This is a genomic window from Nonomuraea lactucae (assembly GCF_003313395.1).
In the GTDB taxonomy this organism is placed as follows: domain Bacteria; phylum Actinomycetota; class Actinomycetes; order Streptosporangiales; family Streptosporangiaceae; genus Nonomuraea; species Nonomuraea lactucae.
The window spans coordinates 1-17,120 of record NZ_QNFZ01000020.1; the positions used below are offsets into that span (position 1 = coordinate 1).

At 69.8% G+C, this 17,120-nt stretch carries 17 protein-coding genes; 12 read left to right on the forward strand and 5 right to left on the reverse strand.

All coding sequences use genetic code 11. The annotated features are described in order from the left end of the window. Positions 1-177 precede the first annotated feature (177 nt). Positions 178-2,049 (reverse strand): molecular chaperone DnaK, encoded by a 1,872-nt coding sequence (gene dnaK / locus DQW85_RS01140; RefSeq protein WP_113698622.1) that lies wholly within the window; start codon positions 2,047-2,049, stop codon positions 178-180. Positions 2,050-2,350: 301 nt separating this feature from the next. Continuing rightward, positions 2,351-2,809, reverse strand: a complete 459-nt coding sequence (locus DQW85_RS01145) for a hypothetical protein (RefSeq protein WP_240196845.1) — start codon at positions 2,807-2,809, stop codon at positions 2,351-2,353. 92 nt (positions 2,810-2,901) lie between these two features. Here DQW85_RS01145 and DQW85_RS01150 point away from each other — a divergent pair, with 92 nt between their 5' ends. After that, on the forward strand, positions 2,902-3,792 hold the full coding sequence (locus tag DQW85_RS01150; RefSeq protein WP_113698624.1) for a proline dehydrogenase family protein: 891 nt from the start codon (positions 2,902-2,904) through the stop codon (positions 3,790-3,792). A 20-nt stretch (positions 3,793-3,812) separates the two neighbouring features. Then, on the forward strand, positions 3,813-4,607 hold the full coding sequence (gene proC / locus DQW85_RS01155; protein ID WP_113698625.1) for a pyrroline-5-carboxylate reductase: 795 nt from the start codon (positions 3,813-3,815) through the stop codon (positions 4,605-4,607). Positions 4,608-4,629: 22 nt separating this feature from the next. Here proC and DQW85_RS01160 read toward each other — a convergent pair whose 3' ends face one another. After that, positions 4,630-5,841, reverse strand: a complete 1,212-nt coding sequence (locus DQW85_RS01160; RefSeq protein ID WP_113698626.1) for a HEPN-associated N-terminal domain-containing protein — start codon at positions 5,839-5,841, stop codon at positions 4,630-4,632. Positions 5,842-5,932: 91 nt separating this feature from the next. Between DQW85_RS01160 and DQW85_RS01165 the strand changes: the two genes are divergently transcribed. The 3 genes from DQW85_RS01165 to DQW85_RS01175 are packed head-to-tail and all read left to right on the forward strand — an operon-like array spanning position 5,933 to position 9,284. Continuing rightward, a complete protein-coding gene (locus tag DQW85_RS01165; protein ID WP_162794633.1) occupies positions 5,933-7,306 on the forward strand; it encodes an efflux RND transporter periplasmic adaptor subunit in 1,374 nt (457 codons plus the stop codon). Further along, the gene (locus DQW85_RS01170) at positions 7,303-8,103 is read left to right on the forward strand and encodes an ABC transporter ATP-binding protein (protein WP_113698628.1); all 801 of its coding nucleotides are present in this window, start codon (positions 7,303-7,305) and stop codon (positions 8,101-8,103) included. Before DQW85_RS01165 ends, DQW85_RS01170 begins: the two co-directional genes overlap by 4 nt. After that, on the forward strand, positions 8,100-9,284 hold the full coding sequence (locus tag DQW85_RS01175; protein ID WP_113698629.1) for an ABC transporter permease: 1,185 nt from the start codon (positions 8,100-8,102) through the stop codon (positions 9,282-9,284). Before DQW85_RS01170 ends, DQW85_RS01175 begins: the two co-directional genes overlap by 4 nt. Positions 9,285-9,319: 35 nt before the next feature. Here DQW85_RS01175 and DQW85_RS01180 read toward each other — a convergent pair whose 3' ends face one another. Continuing rightward, positions 9,320-9,856, reverse strand: coding sequence for a DUF1269 domain-containing protein (locus DQW85_RS01180; RefSeq protein WP_113698630.1), 537 nt, complete (start codon positions 9,854-9,856; stop codon positions 9,320-9,322). Between the two features lie 79 nt (positions 9,857-9,935). Beyond that, positions 9,936-11,273 carry an MFS transporter gene (locus DQW85_RS01185; protein ID WP_205314779.1) on the reverse strand — a complete coding sequence of 446 codons (1,338 nt, stop codon included), beginning with the start codon at positions 11,271-11,273 and terminating at the stop codon, positions 9,936-9,938. Between the two features lie 295 nt (positions 11,274-11,568). On the opposite strand from DQW85_RS01185, the gene DQW85_RS01190 reads away from it, so the two are divergent. From DQW85_RS01190 to DQW85_RS01220, 7 genes are all read left to right on the forward strand, one after another. Next, entirely contained in the window at positions 11,569-12,732 is a 1,164-nt protein-coding gene (locus DQW85_RS01190) for an acetoin utilization protein AcuC (RefSeq protein WP_113698632.1), read from the forward strand. A gap of 10 nt (positions 12,733-12,742) precedes the next feature. Next, positions 12,743-13,525, forward strand: a complete 783-nt coding sequence (locus DQW85_RS01195; RefSeq protein ID WP_113698633.1) for a phosphatase — start codon at positions 12,743-12,745, stop codon at positions 13,523-13,525. 313 nt (positions 13,526-13,838) lie between these two features. Then, complete coding sequence (locus DQW85_RS01200; RefSeq protein ID WP_113698634.1) at positions 13,839-14,090, forward strand: helix-turn-helix domain-containing protein; 252 nt, start codon at positions 13,839-13,841, stop codon at positions 14,088-14,090. A 173-nt stretch (positions 14,091-14,263) separates the two neighbouring features. Next, entirely contained in the window at positions 14,264-14,362 is a 99-nt protein-coding gene (locus DQW85_RS01205) for a 30S ribosomal protein bS22 (RefSeq protein ID WP_018654693.1), read from the forward strand. Positions 14,363-14,385: 23 nt separating this feature from the next. After that, on the forward strand, positions 14,386-15,381 hold the full coding sequence (locus DQW85_RS01210) for an NAD-dependent epimerase/dehydratase family protein (protein ID WP_113698635.1): 996 nt from the start codon (positions 14,386-14,388) through the stop codon (positions 15,379-15,381). Positions 15,382-15,404: 23 nt separating this feature from the next. Continuing rightward, entirely contained in the window at positions 15,405-16,280 is an 876-nt protein-coding gene (locus DQW85_RS01215; RefSeq protein ID WP_205314780.1) for a lysophospholipid acyltransferase family protein, read from the forward strand. 114 nt (positions 16,281-16,394) lie between these two features. After that, positions 16,395-16,979, forward strand: coding sequence for an RNA polymerase sigma factor (locus tag DQW85_RS01220; protein WP_113698636.1), 585 nt, complete (start codon positions 16,395-16,397; stop codon positions 16,977-16,979). Positions 16,980-17,120: the final 141 nt, after the last annotated feature.

The window sequence follows — 17,120 nt, forward strand, 5'->3', positions numbered from 1 at the left end:
CACCGGCCGTGGCCTGGCCCGCTGCCGCCTGGCCCGCCGCCGACGCCTCGGCAGCTGCCCCGGCCTGCCCGGACGTGCCCTGCGAGCTCACCCGCGCCCGGCCCGTCTCCGGGTCGATCTTGCGGTTGTCGCGGATCACCGGCTCCCCGTGCTCGTACCCGTTGTCGCGCGGCGGCATCACTTGTCCTTCTTCGGCTGGTCCTCGTCGACGATCTCGGCGTCCACGACGTCGTCGTCGGCCTTCGCCTGCGCCTCGTCACCGGCCGCGGCGTCCTGCGGGGCGCCCTCACCGGCGGACTGCTGGCTCTGGGCGTAGATCGCCGAGCCCATCTTCTGGCTGACCGTGGCGAGCTTCTCGGCCGACGTGCGGATCACGTCGGTGTCGGTGCCCTCCAGGGCCTGCTTCAGCTCAGTCAGCGCGTCGTTGACCTCGGTCTTGATCTCGCCGGGGACCTTCTCGTCGTTCTCGCGGAGGAACTTCTCCGTCTGGTAGGCGAGCCCGTCGGCGTTGTTGCGGACCTCGGCCTCCTCGCGGCGCTGCTTGTCCTCCTCGGCGTACGACTCGGCCTCGCGCATCATCCGCTCGATGTCTTCCTTCGGCAGCGCGGAGCCGCCGGTGATCGTCATCGTCTGCTCCTTGCCCGTGCCCAGGTCCTTGGCGGAGACGTTGACGATGCCGTTGGCGTCGATGTCGAAGGTGACCTCGATCTGCGGGATGCCGCGCGGCGCCGGCGCGATGCCGGTCAGCTCGAACGTGGCGAGCTTCTTGTTGTAGGACGCGATCTCGCGCTCGCCCTGGTAGACCTGGATCTGCACCGACGGCTGGTTGTCCTCGGCCGTGGTGAAGACCTCCGAGCGCTTGGTCGGGATCGTGGTGTTGCGCTCGATGATCTTGGTGAAGATGCCGCCCTTGGTCTCGATGCCCAGCGACAGCGGGGTCACGTCGAGCAGCAGGACGTCCTTGACCTCGCCCTTGAGCACGCCGGCCTGCAGGGCGGCGCCGATGGCGACGACCTCGTCCGGGTTGACGCCCTTGTTGGGCTCCTTGCCGCCGGTCAGCTCCTTGACGAGCTCGGAGACGGCGGGCATGCGGGTCGAACCGCCGACGAGCACCACGTGGGCGATGTCGGCGACCTTGATGCCGGCGTCCTTGATCACCTGGTGGAACGGGCCCTTGGTCCGCTCGAGCAGGTCGGCGGTGAGCCGCTGGAACTCGGCGCGGGTCAGCTTCTCGTCGAGGTGCAGGGGCCCCTCGGAGGAGGCGGTGATGTAGGGCAGGTTGATGGTGGTCTCGGACTGGCTGGACAGCTCGATCTTGGCCTTCTCGGCCGCCTCGCGCAGGCGCTGGAGGGCCATCTTGTCCTTGGCCAGGTCGACGCCGTGGGCGTTCTGGAAGCGCTTGACCAGCTCGTCGACGACGCGCTGGTCCCAGTCGTCGCCGCCGAGGTGGTTGTCGCCCGAGGTGGCCTTGACCTCGACGAAGCCGTGGCCGTCCTCCTGGCCGACGTCGAGCAGGGACACGTCGAAGGTGCCGCCGCCGAGGTCGAAGACCAGGATCGTCTGGTCCTGCTCCTTGTCGAGCCCGTAGGCGAGGGCCGCCGCGGTCGGCTCGTTGATGATGCGCAGCACGTTGAGGCCCGCCACCGTGCCGGCCTCCTTGGTGGCCTGGCGCTGGGCGTCGTTGAAGTAGGCCGGGACGGTCACCACCGCGTCGGTGATCTTCTCGCCCAGGTACGCCTCCGCGTCCTGCTTCAGCTTCTGCAGCACGAAGGCGCTGATCTGCTGCGGGGAGAACTTCTTGCCGTCGATCTCCGTGGACCAGGTGGTGCCCATCTCGCGCTTGACCGAGCGGATGGTGCGGTCCACGTTGGTGACGGCCTGCCGCTTGGCGACCTCGCCGACCAGAACTTCGCCGTTCTTCGCGAAGGCGACCACGGACGGCGTGGTCCGCGAGCCCTGCGCGTTGGCGATGACGGTGGGCTCACCGCCCTCGAGGATCGAGACGACGGAGTTGGTCGTCCCAAGGTCGATACCTACCGCACGTGCCATGAGTACGTCCTTGTGATCAAAGTTGAGTCGGTTGGACTCAACGTACGAGTGACAACTGTCTTTGTCAAACGTCTTGAGTCTATGTGACTCAACCCCGATGGCGCGCGGCGCATTCCGCCAAGTCGTGAACGTCCGTGGGAGGCCGTCCGTTCCCTCCCGGGTTCAGCCGACGGGGGCGCGTCGGCAGAGCGGCCAGGCCATGGTCGGCCCCGGTGGCCGGGGCGGCGATGCCATGGGTGGCCGCTCGGAGCGTCGGGGCCGCTGATGACCACCGCCGCGTTCGGACCTGGTGCCGACCCGGTTAGGACTTGCCCCCGTCCACGATCTTGCGCTTGCCCAGAGGCGCCTTGAGCTTGACCGTCGTGGTCTTCTCGATGGCGATCAGGATGCAGGAGACGTTCTTCGCCTTGGGGGAGGTGCCCTCGTACAGGGTGATCGTCACGCGCTTCCTGGTCTCCTTGACCTTGACGCTGTCCAGCACCGTGCAGGGCGCCACGCCCGAGGACCAGACGAGCTGGATCTTGCGGCCCTTGGAGACGGACTTGGCCTTGGCCCACGGGACCTTGTGGGCGTCGACCGCGTTGCCGGTCGGCTTGACCGGCTCGGGGCCCTCGGTGGGAGCGATGGAGGGGGCGGTGGTCACCGCCGTGGCCGTGGCGGGAGTGTCGGAACCGGGGACGGAGGACGCCGCGCGTCCCTCGGGCATCGCCGCGCCGCAGCTCGTCGCGAGCAGACATCCGGCCAGAAGAGTCGCTGTCATCGATCGCATACCCCGTACGACGGACGGGACCGCGGCCCGGTTCATCGCGCCGGATCCGCCGGTGGCCGGGGGCGTGAAGCTAGGGTTGAGACGTGCTTCGACAGGTCCTGCTAGCAGCCTCCAGGAGCGAGCGCGTCGAGCGCGCCGTCTCGACCTCCCCGCTGACCAGGGAGGTGGTCAGGCGCTACGTCGCCGACGACGTGGGCGCGGTCGTCTCCCGGCTGACCCGTGACGGGCTGCTCGTCACCGTCGACCACCTCGGCGAGGAGGTGACCGACAGGGCACAGGCCGAGGGCGCGGTGCGGGCCTACCTGTCGCTGCTCGGCCGCCTGCCCGAGGGCGCCGACGTGTCGGTCAAGCTGACCGCGCTCGGATTGCGCCTGTCGGAGCAGCTCGCGCTCGACAACGCCGCCACCATCTGCGAGCACGCCGCGCCGCGCGGCATCACGCTCACCCTCGACGCCGAGGAGCACGACACGATCGCCGGACTGCACTCCGTGCACGCAACTTTGCGCAAGGAGCATCCCTCGGTGGGCGTCGTGGTGCAGGCCTACCTGCCCGGCGCGCAGGAGCGCTGCGCCAGGCTCGGCGAGTCCGAGGGGGCGAGGGTGCGGCTGTGCAAGGGCGCCTACACGGCGCCGGGCGCCTACACCGATCCGGCCGACATCGACCGCTCGTTCGTCCGCTGCCTCAAGGTGCTGATGGCCGGGTCCGCGTACCCCATGGTCGCCACGCACGACCCGCGGCTGGTGGAGATCGCCTCGGCGCTGGCGGTGCTCAGCGGGCACGACTTCTCGTCGTTCGAGTATCAGATGCTGTACGGGGTGCGCCCGGCCGAGCAGGAGCGGCTGGCCAGGCTGGGAGCCCAGATGCGGGTCTACGTCCCCTACGGCGACGACTGGTACGCCTACCTCATGCGCCGCCTCGCCGAGCGCCCCCGCAACCTGGCCTTCTTCGCCCGCTCCCTGCTGGGCAGGCGCTAGCGAGTCGGTAGGCTGCTGGCGTGATTGCGATTCTGGGCACGGGCAAGATGGGCGAGGCCCTGCTGTCCGGGCTGCTGCGGGCGGGGTTCGAGCCGGACGACATCGTGGCCACGGTGCGCAGGCCCGAGCGGGCGCGGGCGCTGCGCGAGACCTACGGCGTACGTACGATGTCCAACGCCGAGGCGGCCAAGATCGCGGAGACGTTGATCCTGGCGGTCAAGCCGCAGGACATGGCGGCGCTGCTGGCCGAGATCGCGCCCTTCGTGCCCGCCGACCGCCTGGTGATCAGCGCGGCGGCCGGCATCACCACCTCCTTCGTCGAGCAGCGTCTCGGCGACGAGGTGCCCGTGGTCAGGGTCATGTCCAACACGCCCATCCGGTTCGACGAGGCGATGAGCGTCATCTCGGCCGGGGCCCACGCGGGCGAGGAGCACCTCCGGCACACCGAGGACCTGCTCAGCCCCGTCGGCAAGGTGCTGCGCATCCCCGAGTCGCAGCAGGACGCCGCGACCGCCCTGTCGGGCAGCGGTCCCGCCTACTTCTTCTACCTGGTCGAGGCCATGGTCGACGCTGGCATCCTGCTCGGCATGCCCAGGGCGGCCGCCCTCGACATGGTGACCCAGTCGATCGTGGGCGCGGCCGTGATGCTGCGCGACTCGGGCGAGCATCCGGTGATCCTGCGCGAGGCCGTCACCTCTCCCGGCGGCACGACCATCGCCGCCATCGCCGAGCTCGAACGGCACAGCGTGCGCGCCGCCTTCCTCGCCGCCATCGAGGCCGCCCGCGACCGGGGCCGCGAGCTCGCCTCCGGCTGAGCCGCGCTTCGGCCACGTACGGCTAGGCCGTGGCCACCTTGGTGACGATCCGGACCCATCGGACCGTGTCGGGTTGAAGCCGCAGGTAGGTGTGATCGGAGACGTCGGCGTCGACGCAGCCTGTCGAGTCGCAGAAGAGCACGCAGTTGACGCCGTCGTTCTGCGCGCTGCGAAAGAGGATGCCGTCCACGGGATATCTCGGCAGAAAGCGCAGGAACTCCGTGACGACCTGGGTCGGCACGTACTCGATGTGCTCCCGGCCGTCGAGTGTGATCGGTTTACCCAGGTCCGTGGCGAAGGACCGGAGGAATCTGACGTCGAAGTAGCGTTCGCCGGGCGGCACCTCGCGATAGAGGCTTGGCACGGGCGGCAGGTCGGCGAGGTTGAGCAGAGTCAACTCTCTCGTCGTCTGAAATGCTCCCACGATGGCGTAACGCCGCGTGCTGTGCGCGCCGATCTCGGCGACCACGGTGTCGATGTCGTCGCTGCCGTAGAACATGGATATTCCCGCGGGGCTCATCCGGTTGTTCGACGCGTGCTCGCGGGGTGGCGAACCCAGCTCCGCGGCCGTGCCGTACTCGTCCACCTTGGAGGGTGCGTCGGCCAGCCGGCCACGCCAGAACACCCGCCCAGCGGGGACCTTCAGCAGTGCCCCGGTGTCCGGGAGAATTCTCTCCAGCTCCCGCAGGAACTCGGCGGCCGTGAATTCGCCGGGATGGCGGGAGCCCTCCTCGGGCGTGGACAGGAACACGAAGCGCGACCTGTGCTTGACCATGTCGCAGAATACGTCCCAACCCCAGCGCAGTGCCTGGTCACGAGTGGTCTCGGCGATGTGGCACCCGGTCCACAGTTGATCGGTGAGCACGACAGTGACGGCCTCCAGGACGTCATCCTGGACGTCACCCTCACAGATGTCATACGCGACGTCGGCGGAGTCGAAGACGTGCCCCCCGAACCATTCGCCCTCGTCATGGACCAGGCCCGCGTCCTCCACTGACATGTAGAGAAATCTGACGGCCCTCATGACGATGTGCATGAAGTCCTCGAAGGGCGCGGCTATCGGCTCCTCGTCCTCAGCCACGGCACCGCAGAACGAGCACGCACTCTCGCTGAGATGCGGCCTGGTCTCCTCGCGGAGGGTTTCATCGATGACGCACTCCAGGCAGAGCGTCTTGTCCGTGTCTCCGAAGCCGCGCGCCCAGATCTCTTCCTGATGTCTCTTCGCCAACCCCATGGCCCCATGGAAGCATCACCCGCGGGCGGGAGGCCCTGTGTAGCGGGAGGTCCCGGGAGGGGCGGGCACCCCTGTCCCTACGATGGGTCGGGTGACGATCCGTCGCGGCATCCCCCCGCTGCTCGTCGTGTCCCTGCTCGCGCTCTCGGGCTGCACCTCCGACCCGCCGGCGAACATCGGGTTGGGCGAGGTCGGACGCGCCCCCGTCACCGAGGTCGTCGAGGCGCCCGCCACGGTCGGCGCCCGGGCCACGGCGACTCTGCGCTCCCCCGCACAGGGCACGATCGCCAAGCTGTACGTACGCGAAGGCGACCGCGTCAAGAAGGGCGAGGTCCTCGCCAGGATCCGTTCGCCGCAGGCCGAGGCCCAGCTCCAGCAGGCCCGCCAGGCCGCCAGGCTCGCCTCACCGGCAACCCCTTCCCTGGTGCGGCCCTCGGTCCGTCTCGCGTCCTTCGACACCAGGGCGTTCGACGCCAAGGTGAGCAGGCACTTCGCCACGGCGCGCAAGGAGGCGAAGAAGATCCGCGACGCCCAGGCGCGCAAGCAGCTCCTCAGCGCCATCGACCTCGCCCAGGCGCAGCACCGGGCGCAGACGAGGGCGCTGGCCACGATCACCGCCCAGCTCAACCGCTCCATCAACGGCGTGCTGTCCGGGGTCACCAGCGGGCTCGGCGGGCTCACGTCCTCCATGGCGTCCCTGCAGGCAGCTTCCAAATCGCAGGCCAGGGCCGCGGCCAAGGCGGCGGAGAGCACCGTCAAGGCGCTCACCGTGAAGGCGCCGTTCGCCGGGGTGGTCACGCTCGGGCGCGTGTCCGGCGGCGGGGGCTCGGGCGGGCTCGACGGGCTGCTCGGCCAGATCCCGGGCGGCGGCGCGCAACTGCCGTCCCTCCCGTCCACCGGCTCGGGCGGCGGCGGCACGCCCGTCGCGACCGGCGTGCCGGTCTCGGCGGGTGACACGATCGCGACCGTCACCGACGTCTCCGCGCTCACCCTCGCCGCCGACATCGACGAGACCGACGTCCTGCTCGTCAAGAAGGGCACCAGGGCGACGGTCGAGCTCGACGCCGTGCCCGGCGCGGGCTACACGGGCCGCGTGACCGGCGTCGGCGTCACCCCCAAGGAGGGCACGACCGGCGGCGTCAGCTACCCGGTGCAACTGGCTCTCGGACCGGGCACGTTCGACGACGGCACCAGGGCGCCCACGCCCAAGCCGGGGATGAGCGCGGTGGCGCGGCTCACCGTCCGCGAGTCGCCGTCCGCGGTCTCGGTGCCCGCCTCGGCGATCGTCTCCAGCGGGCGCGAGAGCGTGGTCTGGGTGGCCGCGAGCGGCGGCGCCGAGCGGCGCGTGGTCAAGCTCGGCGCCCAGGGCGACGCGGTGGTGGAGGTGCTCTCCGGGCTCTCGGTCGGTGAACGCGTGGTGGTCAAGGGCGCCGACTCGGTACGGCAGGGCCAGCGCCTCCCATGACCCGCTCCGAAGAGACGGCGTGGCCCGCGGACCTCTCGATCTCCTCGATCCCCGCGATCGAGGCCGTGGACCTCACCCGGCGCTACCAGCTCGAAGGGGTGGCCGTCGACGCGCTGCGCGGCGTCTCGCTCCGGATCGACCAGGGCGAGTTCGCGGCCATCGTCGGCCCCTCGGGCTCGGGCAAGTCCACGCTCATGCACCTGCTCGGCTGCCTCGACAGGCCGACCTCGGGCGTGCTCAGGGTGAACGGCGTGGAGATGTCCGGGCTGTCCGAGAGCCGCCTGGCCGAGCTGCGCAACCGGACCATCGGCTTCGTCTTCCAGTCCTTCCACCTGCTCGCCAGGACCTCGGCGCTGGACAACGTGGCGCTGCCGCTGGTCTACCGGGGCGCGGGCCGGGCCGAGCGGCGCTCCCGCGCGACGGCCGCCCTGGAGGCGGTGGGCCTGGGTCACCGGATGGGGCACCGGCCGTCGCAGATGTCCGGCGGCGAGCAGCAGCGGGTGGCCATCGCCAGGGCTCTGGTGGGCGAGCCGAAGGTGTTGCTCGCCGACGAGCCGACCGGGAACCTCGACACCCGCAACGGCGCCGAGGTGATGGCCATCCTCGACCGGCTCAACAGCGAGAGCGGCGTGGCCGTGGTGCTGGTCACGCACGACCAGGAGATCGCGGCCCACGCCCGCCGCCAGATCCACGTCCGCGACGGGCTCATCGAGCTCGACACGGCCACGGCACAGGCCACGGGACAGGCCACGGGACAGGCCACGGAGGGGGCCGCGGAGGGGGGAAGGCCGCTGTGAGGGGGCGCGAGGCGTTCGTCATGGCGCTGGAGGCGCTGCGGGTCAACCGGCTGCGCAGCGCCCTGACCATGCTCGGCGTCATCATCGGCGTGCTCGCCGTGGTGATCCTGGTCTCCGTCGGCACCGGCGCGAAGGACGCGGTGGAGAAGCAGATCTCCGGCCTCGGCACCAACATCATCCTGGTGGTCCCCGGTCAGCTCACCGTGGGCGCCGCGCCGACGCAGAGCAGGCTGAGCCTGGCCGACGCGGCCTACGTGCGCCGGGTGGTCGGCGATCCGGCCAAGGTGACCGTGTCCCTGCAGTCGGGCGAGACCGTGCGGGTCGGCCGTACCGAGGCGTTCGTCACGATCGTCGGCACCGACCAGAACCTCACCAACATCTTCGACCGGCCCCTCGCCAAGGGCCGGCACCTGAGCGAGACCGACGTCGACACGCGGCGCAGGGTGGCCGTGCTGGGCGCGGAGGTGGCGGCGAAGATGTTCGGCGACATCGACCCGATCGGGCGGCAGGTGTCGATCGCGGGGGCGAGGTTCCGGGTGGTCGGGGTCTACGCCACGGTCGGCCAGACGTTCGGGCTGTCGCGCGACCAGGAGGTGCACGTACCGGTGACGACCGCGCAGCGCATGATCGGGGTCGACCGGATCAACGGGCTCGCGGTGGGCGCCTCGGGCCCCGACGAGATCCAGCCGCTCCAGGAGAAGGTCGTGGCGGCGCTGGCAGCGCGGTATCCGGGGGAGAAGTTCTCCGCCGTCACCCAGACGCAGCTCCTAGGCACGATCGGCAGCGTGCTCGGCATGCTCACCGGCGTGCTGGCGGCCATCGCCGGCATCTCGCTGCTGGTGGGCGGGGTGGGCGTGTCCAACATCATGCTGGTCAGCGTGCGGGAGCGGACCCGGGAGATCGGGCTGCGCAAGGCGCTCGGCGCCCGGCAGCGGGACGTGCTGGCGCAGTTTCTCATCGAGGCGGTGCTGCTGACCACGATCGGCGGGGTGATCGGCATCGTGCTGGGGGTCGGCGGCGCGGTGGCCATCCGGTCGTTGACCGAGGTGCCCGCCTCGATCACCTGGTGGTCGATCGCGCTGGCGTTCGGGGTGTCGGCCGCCGTCGGGGTGTTCTTCGGCGTCGCGCCGGCGCGGCGGGCGGCCAGGCTCGACCCCGTCATCGCCCTCCGCGCCGAGTGAGGAGGTCCGGGCGCGGCCTTTCCGGGTCCGTTGATTCAACCGGCGCCACTCGGGCGGTCCGGCTTCGCAGCCGCGAGAGCCGCGTCGAGCTGTGCCTTGGCCCCTTCGCTGAGCGTCGTCCGAATCACATGACCGTGCTGTTGGATCTGCGGGAGGACCCTCTCAAGGGTCATGTCGCGGACGAGGAGAATGAGCGCGGCGCTCCCGGGAGTCAGGTTCGCGCTGAGCTCGTTGACGAAATTGTGGGCCGCGCCGGCGTCACCGAACTCGCTCTTCCATTTCGCGCCGCCCGCGACCGCGCCGACCGCTATGCCGAACAGCGGTGCCAGGAGCAGCAGCCCGATCAGGCCTCCCCAGATGGCCCCTCCAGCGGCTGCCGCGCCGACGCCGGTGCCGCCCTGCCGCACCTCGATCTTCCCGTCCTCGTCCCTGATCAGGACGACGACATCCTCGATCTGGAGCAGCCCGTCCGCGCCGGCCTGGTGGACTCGCTTCTTGGCCAGCTCGACCGCCGCCCGGTCAGGGTATGCAATCGCGATGAGATCACTCACTGTGCCCTCGCGCTGGATCATCGAGCACGTGCAGCAACGACTCCATTGTTTCACCCCGCTCGTGTGCTCTGCGGCTCGGGTCCGCGACCGTGGGTGACGATCAGCCCGGATGTGAGGGGAGGCGAATGGCGGCGGCAAGGCCGATCAGGGCGAATGCGGCGAGTACTGCCATCGCGAGAGCGTAAGACTGGTTTCCACTGGCCAGGTCGGAGATGAGAATCGTGCCCGCGATCGCCGTGCCGAACGAAGAGCCGAGATTGGAGACGCTGCGCGACAGCCCGGATATCTCACCCTGCAGTTCCTCGGAAAAGCTGGACTGCACGACGTTGACCGACGGGGTCAGCATCACTCCCAGGCCGAGGCCGATCAGCAGCAGCCCGGGCACGAAGGCGACGACACTCGACCAGGTGACGACCAAGGCGATCAGGAGGGCGATCCCGATAATCGTCACGACGAATCCCGTCACGATCAGAGTCTTCTGGGAGCGTCTCTTGGCGAATCGCTCCGCGCCGAGCGACGAGATCAGGACGCCTGCGGTCGAGGCGGTGAAGATCACGCCCGTCTCGATCGCGTTGTAGCCCCGTACGGTCTGAAGGAAGACGGCGACGACGAACGACGTCCCCATGAGGAGCAGCCACTGGATGTTCTGAGTGACCAGGGCGAGATTGGATGTTCGGTTCCTGAACAGCCCGGTCGACAGCAGCGGCTCCTGTCCCGCGCGTTCGCGAGCCCGGATGTGCGCGACGAACCAGGCCAGGAAGACGGCTCCGACCGCGATCAACACCGCCATGAGCGCGGCGTTGACGTCGGCCTGCAGGATCCCGAACACCACGAAGAACATGCCGGCTGAGGACAGGACCGCCCCGGCCGTGTCGAAGGGACGGGTCGGATCCGGCGCCACGGGATCGACGATCCGGCGGCTGAGAAAGATGATCGTCGCGATGATGACGGTCTGGAAGAGGAACGCGGCCCGCCAGCTGATCGCGGTGGTGATGAGCCCCCCGATCAACGGTCCTGCCGCGGCGCCGATTCCGCCCATCCCGCTGATCACACCGAAGGCCCGGGCCCGAGACACGAGATCGCTGAACGCCAGCGTCGCGAGGATGTATACCGGCGGGATCAACAGCGCCGTGCCCACACCCTCGAGCACCGAGTTGCCGAGGATCAGCACTCCGAGACCGGGCGAAGCCATGCTGAGCAGGGCGCCGACGCCGTACAACGTGAGGCCGGCGACAAAGCACCGCTTGCGACCCCAACGATCGGTCAGCTTGCTGCCCGGGATCATGAAGATCGCCATGATCAGCAAGAACAGCGTGATCGTGATCTGCACGCCCTGCACGGTCGTGTCGAGGTCCTCGCTGATGTCGTTGATCATCACGTTCATGTTCGAGCCGGCGAAGCTGCAGATGAACTGGGCGAGAGCGAGCGGCGCCAGCACACTCCGCGAAGAGGCGGCCGAACCTGGGGTTGCGGGAGTTCTAGTCACCTTCTGGCCTCGCTTTCGAGGACGGGCCGACCTGCCACCCGCGTGCGACTGCCGCCCAGGGGCGGCCATGTGCTCCTACCACAACGCTAACTCTGGGACATAAGCGACATATCCCTCGGGGTCTACCTCAGGTCGTCCTTCGAGGAGACGAGCAGGGTATGAGTCGGGCTCGTACCGGTGTCACCGTGTGGTGCCCACCCATCGACGCTGCGGTAACGTCGCCTCAAGGGCGAGGGACGGAGTGTGTATGAGTCGGACGGCGCGGGTCATCTGGGATGAGGCACTCACCTCCTACAATTTCGGCCCAGGCCATCCGCTCGCGCCCATCCGGGTGGAGCTGACCATGGCACTCGCCCGCGAGCTGGGCGTGCTCGACAAGGTGGAGCTGGCCGGATGCGGCCCGGCGAGCGACGACGATCTGGCCATGGTGCACGATCGCGGCTACATCGAGGCGGTCAAGCGGGTCTCCGTGAGCGGCGCCCCCGACCTGTCGGCGGGGCTCGGCACCCCCGACAACCCCGCCTTCACGGGCGTCCACGAGGCCTCGGCGCTGATCGCCGGCGCCACACTGGCCGCCGCCCGCGCGGTCTGGGACGGCACGGCGGAGCACGCGGTCAACGTGGCGGGCGGGCTGCACCACGCGATGGCCGCCGTGGCCAGCGGTTTCTGCGTCTACAACGACCCCGCGCTGGCCATCGCGTGGTTGCTGCGCCAGGGCGCGAGCCGCATCGCGTACGTGGACGTGGACGTGCACCACGGCGACGGCGTGCAGGCGCTGTTCCACGACGATCCGCGGGTGCTGACGATCAGCCTGCACGAGAGTCCGCGCACGCTCTTCCCGGGCACCGGGTTCCCCGAGGAGACCGGCGCCGAGGGCACGGCGGTCAACGTGGCGCTCCCCGCGGGCTGCGGCGACTCCGGCTGGCTGCGCGCGTTCAATGCGGTCGTGCCGCCGCTGCTGGGCGAGTTCGGGCCGGAGATCCTGGTGACGCAGCACGGCTGCGACAGCCACGCCCTCGACCCGCTCGCCAACCTGATGCTCAGCGTCGACGGGCAGCGCACCGCCTACGCGGCACTGCACCGCCTGGCCCACGAGACGGCCGGGGGCCGGTGGATCGTGACGGGCGGTGGCGGCTACGAGCTGGTCCAGGTGGTGCCGCGGGCGTGGACCCACCTGCTCGCCGAGGTCGCGGGGCATCCGCTCGATCCGGCCACCCCGACCAGCCAGGAGTGGCGCCGGCTCGTACGGGAGCGCACGGGCGAGACGCCCCCGCTCACGATGACCGACGGCCGCAATCCGGAATTCCGCGACATGTCTGGTGGTTATGACCCAGGAGACCCGATAGACCGTGCGATCATGGCGACCCGAAACGCGGTCTTCCCCCTGCACGGCCTCGACCCGATCCCCTAGTGAGGAATCCGTGCTGAGCCGTGACCGACTCCGCGAGCACCTGATCCGCACCCGCATCGCCGGCGACGTCGCGACCCCGCGCGAGAACAACCTCGACCACTACAGCTCCCTGGCCAACGGCGACCCCTACTACATGCTCGGCCTGACGTTCGAGCAGCCGTGGTCGTTCCGCGACATCCTGGAGCTGATGTCCAAGGCGGCGGGAGTCGTCGCCGACCCCGGTCACCGCTGGGGCCAGGACACCATCGACGCCGAGCGGACGATCGACGCCCTCGACGCCATGGCCGAGCGCATCGCGGCGGCGCTCTCGCGCGAGCGGCCGCGCCTGCTCTTCGCCACCGGGCACCCCACGGGGCTGCTCGCCGTCCACCTTCCGCTCGCCCGGCTGGCCGCCGAGCGCGGCGCGACGCTGCTGACCCCCGCCGAGGGCTGGACGTACGCGGGCTCGGGGTTCGGCAGGCCGCGCAGGATCCGCTACCTGCAGGACGTCGCGATGCTCGACGACAAGGGCGGGTTCGTGCACACCCACGACGCCACCCCGATGGAGAGGATGCTGGCCGAGCTCGCCGAGGAGCCGCCGGACCTGGTCATCGCCGACCACGGGTGGGCCGGGGCCGCCGGTGAGGCCGGGGTGCCCACGGTGGCCTTCGCCGACTCCAACGACCCGGGGCTCTTCCTGGGAGAGGCCGAGGGGAAGATCGACGTGGTGGTGCCACTCGATGACAATGTGCTGCCACGCCATTACGCACCGCTGACGGAGAGGCTCGTCACTGGAGTCTCACGAGCCCTGTGAGTCGAATTCGGCCCGCTCGATACCGTCTTTTCGCGCCTGCATTCCAAGAGGCTCGCTGTCCCTTTGCCAACTTTTGGTGGGGCCTGGGCGACTCTAATGTGTGACGAGTTGGACAGTTCCAACGGTCAGGCGAGGTGCTCGGCAAGGCTGCTGACCAGGCTTTTCGCTGGTCCGGCTGACAGGGTGCTCCGGGGACTGAGAAACTAGGGGGTTTGCCGACCCGGAGTCGCGACTTACGCTGACGGCAGTACACGTGCGTGAGCAATGGCACCAGTGGGGATAACCCGGAAACCACGTGCGGAAGAGGCGTCCGATGGGTGCAGGCGAAAGACCTCTCAGCGAGGTGAAGTTCCTGACCGTGGCAGAAGTGGCCACGGTCATGCGGGTGTCCAAGATGACCGTGTACCGGCTGGTGCACTCGGGCGAGCTGCCGGCCATCCGAGTCGGCAGGTCGTTCAGAGTGCCCGAGCAGGCGGTCCACGACTATCTGCGGGAGGCCTACATCGAGGGCGGTCCACGACTATCTGCGGGAGGCCTACATCGAGGCAGGGTGATACAGGAGTAGCGGTGTGGGGTACATCCCGGATCACACCGTGAATACCGACGCGGGACAGGCCCGGTCGGCCCGACGCGGCCGGGCTCACCCCCCTTGGGGCGATCTACCGTGGATCGCCGGTAGTCTGTGAGCCGGTGTGCGCTCGCACATCGGTTCAGCCTGGCTATCACCCTGGGGGTCCCGTGGGCTCTGTGATCAAGAAGCGCCGCAAGCGGATGGCGAAGAAGAAGCACCGCAAGCTGCTCAAGAAGACTCGCATCCAGCGGCGCAACAAGAAGTAACACGACGCAGCTGTGAGGCGCTGATGACCCACACCGTGCTCGTCACCGGGGTCTCGCGCCACATAGGCGCCCGGGTGGCGAGTGTCCTTGCGGCAGATCCGGACATCAGTCGCGTCATCGGGGTCGACACCGTGCCGCCGCCCTCGCTGACGCGAGAGGGCGGCGTCTCCCTCGGCCGGACCGAATTCGTCCGGGTGGACCTGCGCAGCCCCGACATCGCCCAGGTGATCGCGGCCGCTGACATCGACACAGTCGTGCACATGAGCCTGGTGAGCGCCCCCTCGCGAAACACCGGGCGGGCGCTGATGAAGGAGCACAACGTCATCGGCGCCATGCAACTGCTCGGCGCGTGTCAGCGGTCGGCCACCGTGCGGCGTGTCGTGGTGCGCTCCACCACGGCGGTCTACGGCTCGTCCCCCAGGGATCCGGCTGTGTTCACCGAGGACCTGGAGTCGCACGACGGCCCCAGCCACGGCTACGCCAAGGACGCGGCCGAGGTCGAGGGCTACGTGCGCGGTTTCGCGCGCCGCCGCCCCGACGTGACGGTGACGCTGCTGCGCTTCGCCAACTTCATGGGTCCCGGCGTCGACTCGCCGCTCACCCGCTACTTCACGCAGCCGGTGCTGCCCACCGTGTTCGGCTTCGACCCCCGGCTCCAGTTCGTCCACGAGGACGACGCGGTCGAGGTGCTGCGGCGGGCGGCGACCGAAGACCACCCCGGCACGTTCAACGTGGCGGGGACCGGCGTGCTGCTGCTGTCCCAGTGCGTACGGCGCGCCGGGCGGCTGTCGATGCCGCTGCTCTCGCCCGCCTTCCGGATGCTGGGCAACACCGCGCGCCGCGTCGGCCTGGTCGACTACTCGCCCGAGCAGCTCCGGCTGATGAGCCACGGCCGCGCGGTCGACTCCACCAGGCTGGAGTCGGAGCTGGGCTGGAAACCCAAGTTCACCACAGGAGCGGCGTTCGACGACTTCCTGCGATCGCGAGGGCTGCGTCCGTTCGGAGGTGCACTACGGTGAGCGTCCCAGACCAGGAGGCACGCGTGATTCCCATCAGCGCGGCGCCCTCCTACGACGAGCCCCAGCCCGACCCGCTCGCCCGGGCGCTGGCGTTCGTCCGCCGGCGTCTCACCGGCGACTACGAGGTCGACGAGTTCGGCTACGACGCGGAGTTCACCGACAAGGTGATGCTGGAGCTGATCAGGCCCCTCTACCACCACTGGTTCAGGGTCGAGACGGTCGAGCTGAAGAACGTCCCCGAGGAGGGCGGCGCGCTCATCGTCGCCAACCACTCCGGCACGCTCCCCGTCGACGCGCTGATGCTGCAGGTGGCCCTGCACGACGAGGCGCACCGGCCGCTGCGGCTGCTCGGCGCCGACCTGGTCTACCAGCTGCCCGTCCTCAGTCACCTGTCGCGCAAGACCGGGCATACGCTGGCCTGCCCAGAGGACGCCGACCGGCTGCTGCGCAAGGGCGAGCTGGTCGGGGTCTTCCCCGAGGGCTTCAAGGGCGTGGGCAAGCCCTACTCCGAGCGCTACAAGCTGCAGAGGTTCGGCCGCGGCGGGTTCGTGGCCTCGGCCATCAGGGCGGGCGTGCCGATCGTGCCCGTCGCCATCGTGGGCGCCGAGGAGATCTACCCGAAGATCGGCGACCTGCCGTTCCTGGCCAGGATGCTCGGCGTGCCCTACCTGCCGATCACGCCGTTCTTCCCGCTGCTCGGGCCGCTCGGGCTGGTGCCGCTGCCGTCGAAGTGGATGATCGAGTTCGGCGAGCCCATCCGCACGGACGACTACGACCCGTCGGCAGCCGACGATCCCATGCTGGTGTTCAACCTCACCGACCACGTCCGCGAGGTCGTCCAGCAGATGCTCAACGAGCTGCGGCTGCGCCGCGGGCACGCCTTCCCGCCGTTCCTCTGACGCGCGACGGGTTGAGGGCCGGCCCGGGGGAGGCGAGGAACCGCGGGCGCGTGAACCCGGAGGGCGGGTCGTGGTGATACATCTCTGACCGACTTCCCCCGCAGAAGGGCGGAGATGATCACACAACCCGCCACCAGGGGCGCTGACGCGGACCTCGTCAGTGCCTCCTGGACGGAGCCCGAGGCGTTCGCCGAGCTCTTCGACCGCTACTCCGCCATGCTCTACAGGTACGTCTCCAGGCGGCTCGGCCCCGACCCCGCCGAGGACCTCGTCGGCGAGACGTTCCTGGTCGCCTTCTCCCGCCGCGAAAGCTACGACCTGTCCTACGCGGACGCCAGGCCGTGGCTGTTCGGCATCCTCACCAAGCTCATGTCCCGCCACCACCGCACCGAGGCGGCCCGCTACCGCGCGCTGCTCCGGGCGCCGGTCGACGGCCACGTGGACTCGCCGGCCGACCGCGTGGCCGCCGGGGTCACCGCGCAGGCGTCCCGGCCCGAGCTGGTGAGCGCGCTCGCGGCGCTCCCCGCCAAGGACCGCGACGTGCTGCTGCTGATCGCGTGGGGCGATCTGACGTACGAGGAGGTCGCGCGGGCGCTCGGCATCCCGGTCGGCACCGTGCGCTCCCGCCTCAACAGGGGCAGGCGGAAGGTCCGCGCGGCCCTGGGCCACACCAACCCGATGCTCGACGAGGAGGCGTGACGATGGACGACCTGAAGATGATCCGTGACCTCGGCGCCCGGATCGAGCACCTTCCCCCGGCGACGCTGGCGCGCCAGCGGGAGCGCCTGCTCCGGGCCGCCCCGCGCCGCAGGCGGCCGAGCTGGCTGCTGATGGGCCTGG

Coding starts and splice junctions, on each gene's coding strand:
- dnaK (WP_113698622.1), bottom strand. CDS start 2,049: ATGGCACGTGCGGTAGGTATCGACCTTGGGACGACCAACTCCGTCGTC.
- DQW85_RS01145 (WP_240196845.1), bottom strand. CDS start 2,809: ATGACAGCGACTCTTCTGGCCGGATGTCTGCTCGCGACGAGCTGCGGC.
- DQW85_RS01160 (WP_113698626.1), bottom strand. CDS start 5,841: ATGGGGTTGGCGAAGAGACATCAGGAAGAGATCTGGGCGCGCGGCTTC.
- DQW85_RS01170 (WP_113698628.1), top strand. CDS start 7,303: ATGACCCGCTCCGAAGAGACGGCGTGGCCCGCGGACCTCTCGATCTCC.
- DQW85_RS01180 (WP_113698630.1), bottom strand. CDS start 9,856: ATGATCCAGCGCGAGGGCACAGTGAGTGATCTCATCGCGATTGCATAC.
- DQW85_RS01190 (WP_113698632.1), top strand. CDS start 11,569: ATGAGTCGGACGGCGCGGGTCATCTGGGATGAGGCACTCACCTCCTAC.
- DQW85_RS01200 (WP_113698634.1), top strand. CDS start 13,839: ATGGGTGCAGGCGAAAGACCTCTCAGCGAGGTGAAGTTCCTGACCGTG.
- DQW85_RS01210 (WP_113698635.1), top strand. CDS start 14,386: ATGACCCACACCGTGCTCGTCACCGGGGTCTCGCGCCACATAGGCGCC.
- DQW85_RS01220 (WP_113698636.1), top strand. CDS start 16,395: ATGATCACACAACCCGCCACCAGGGGCGCTGACGCGGACCTCGTCAGT.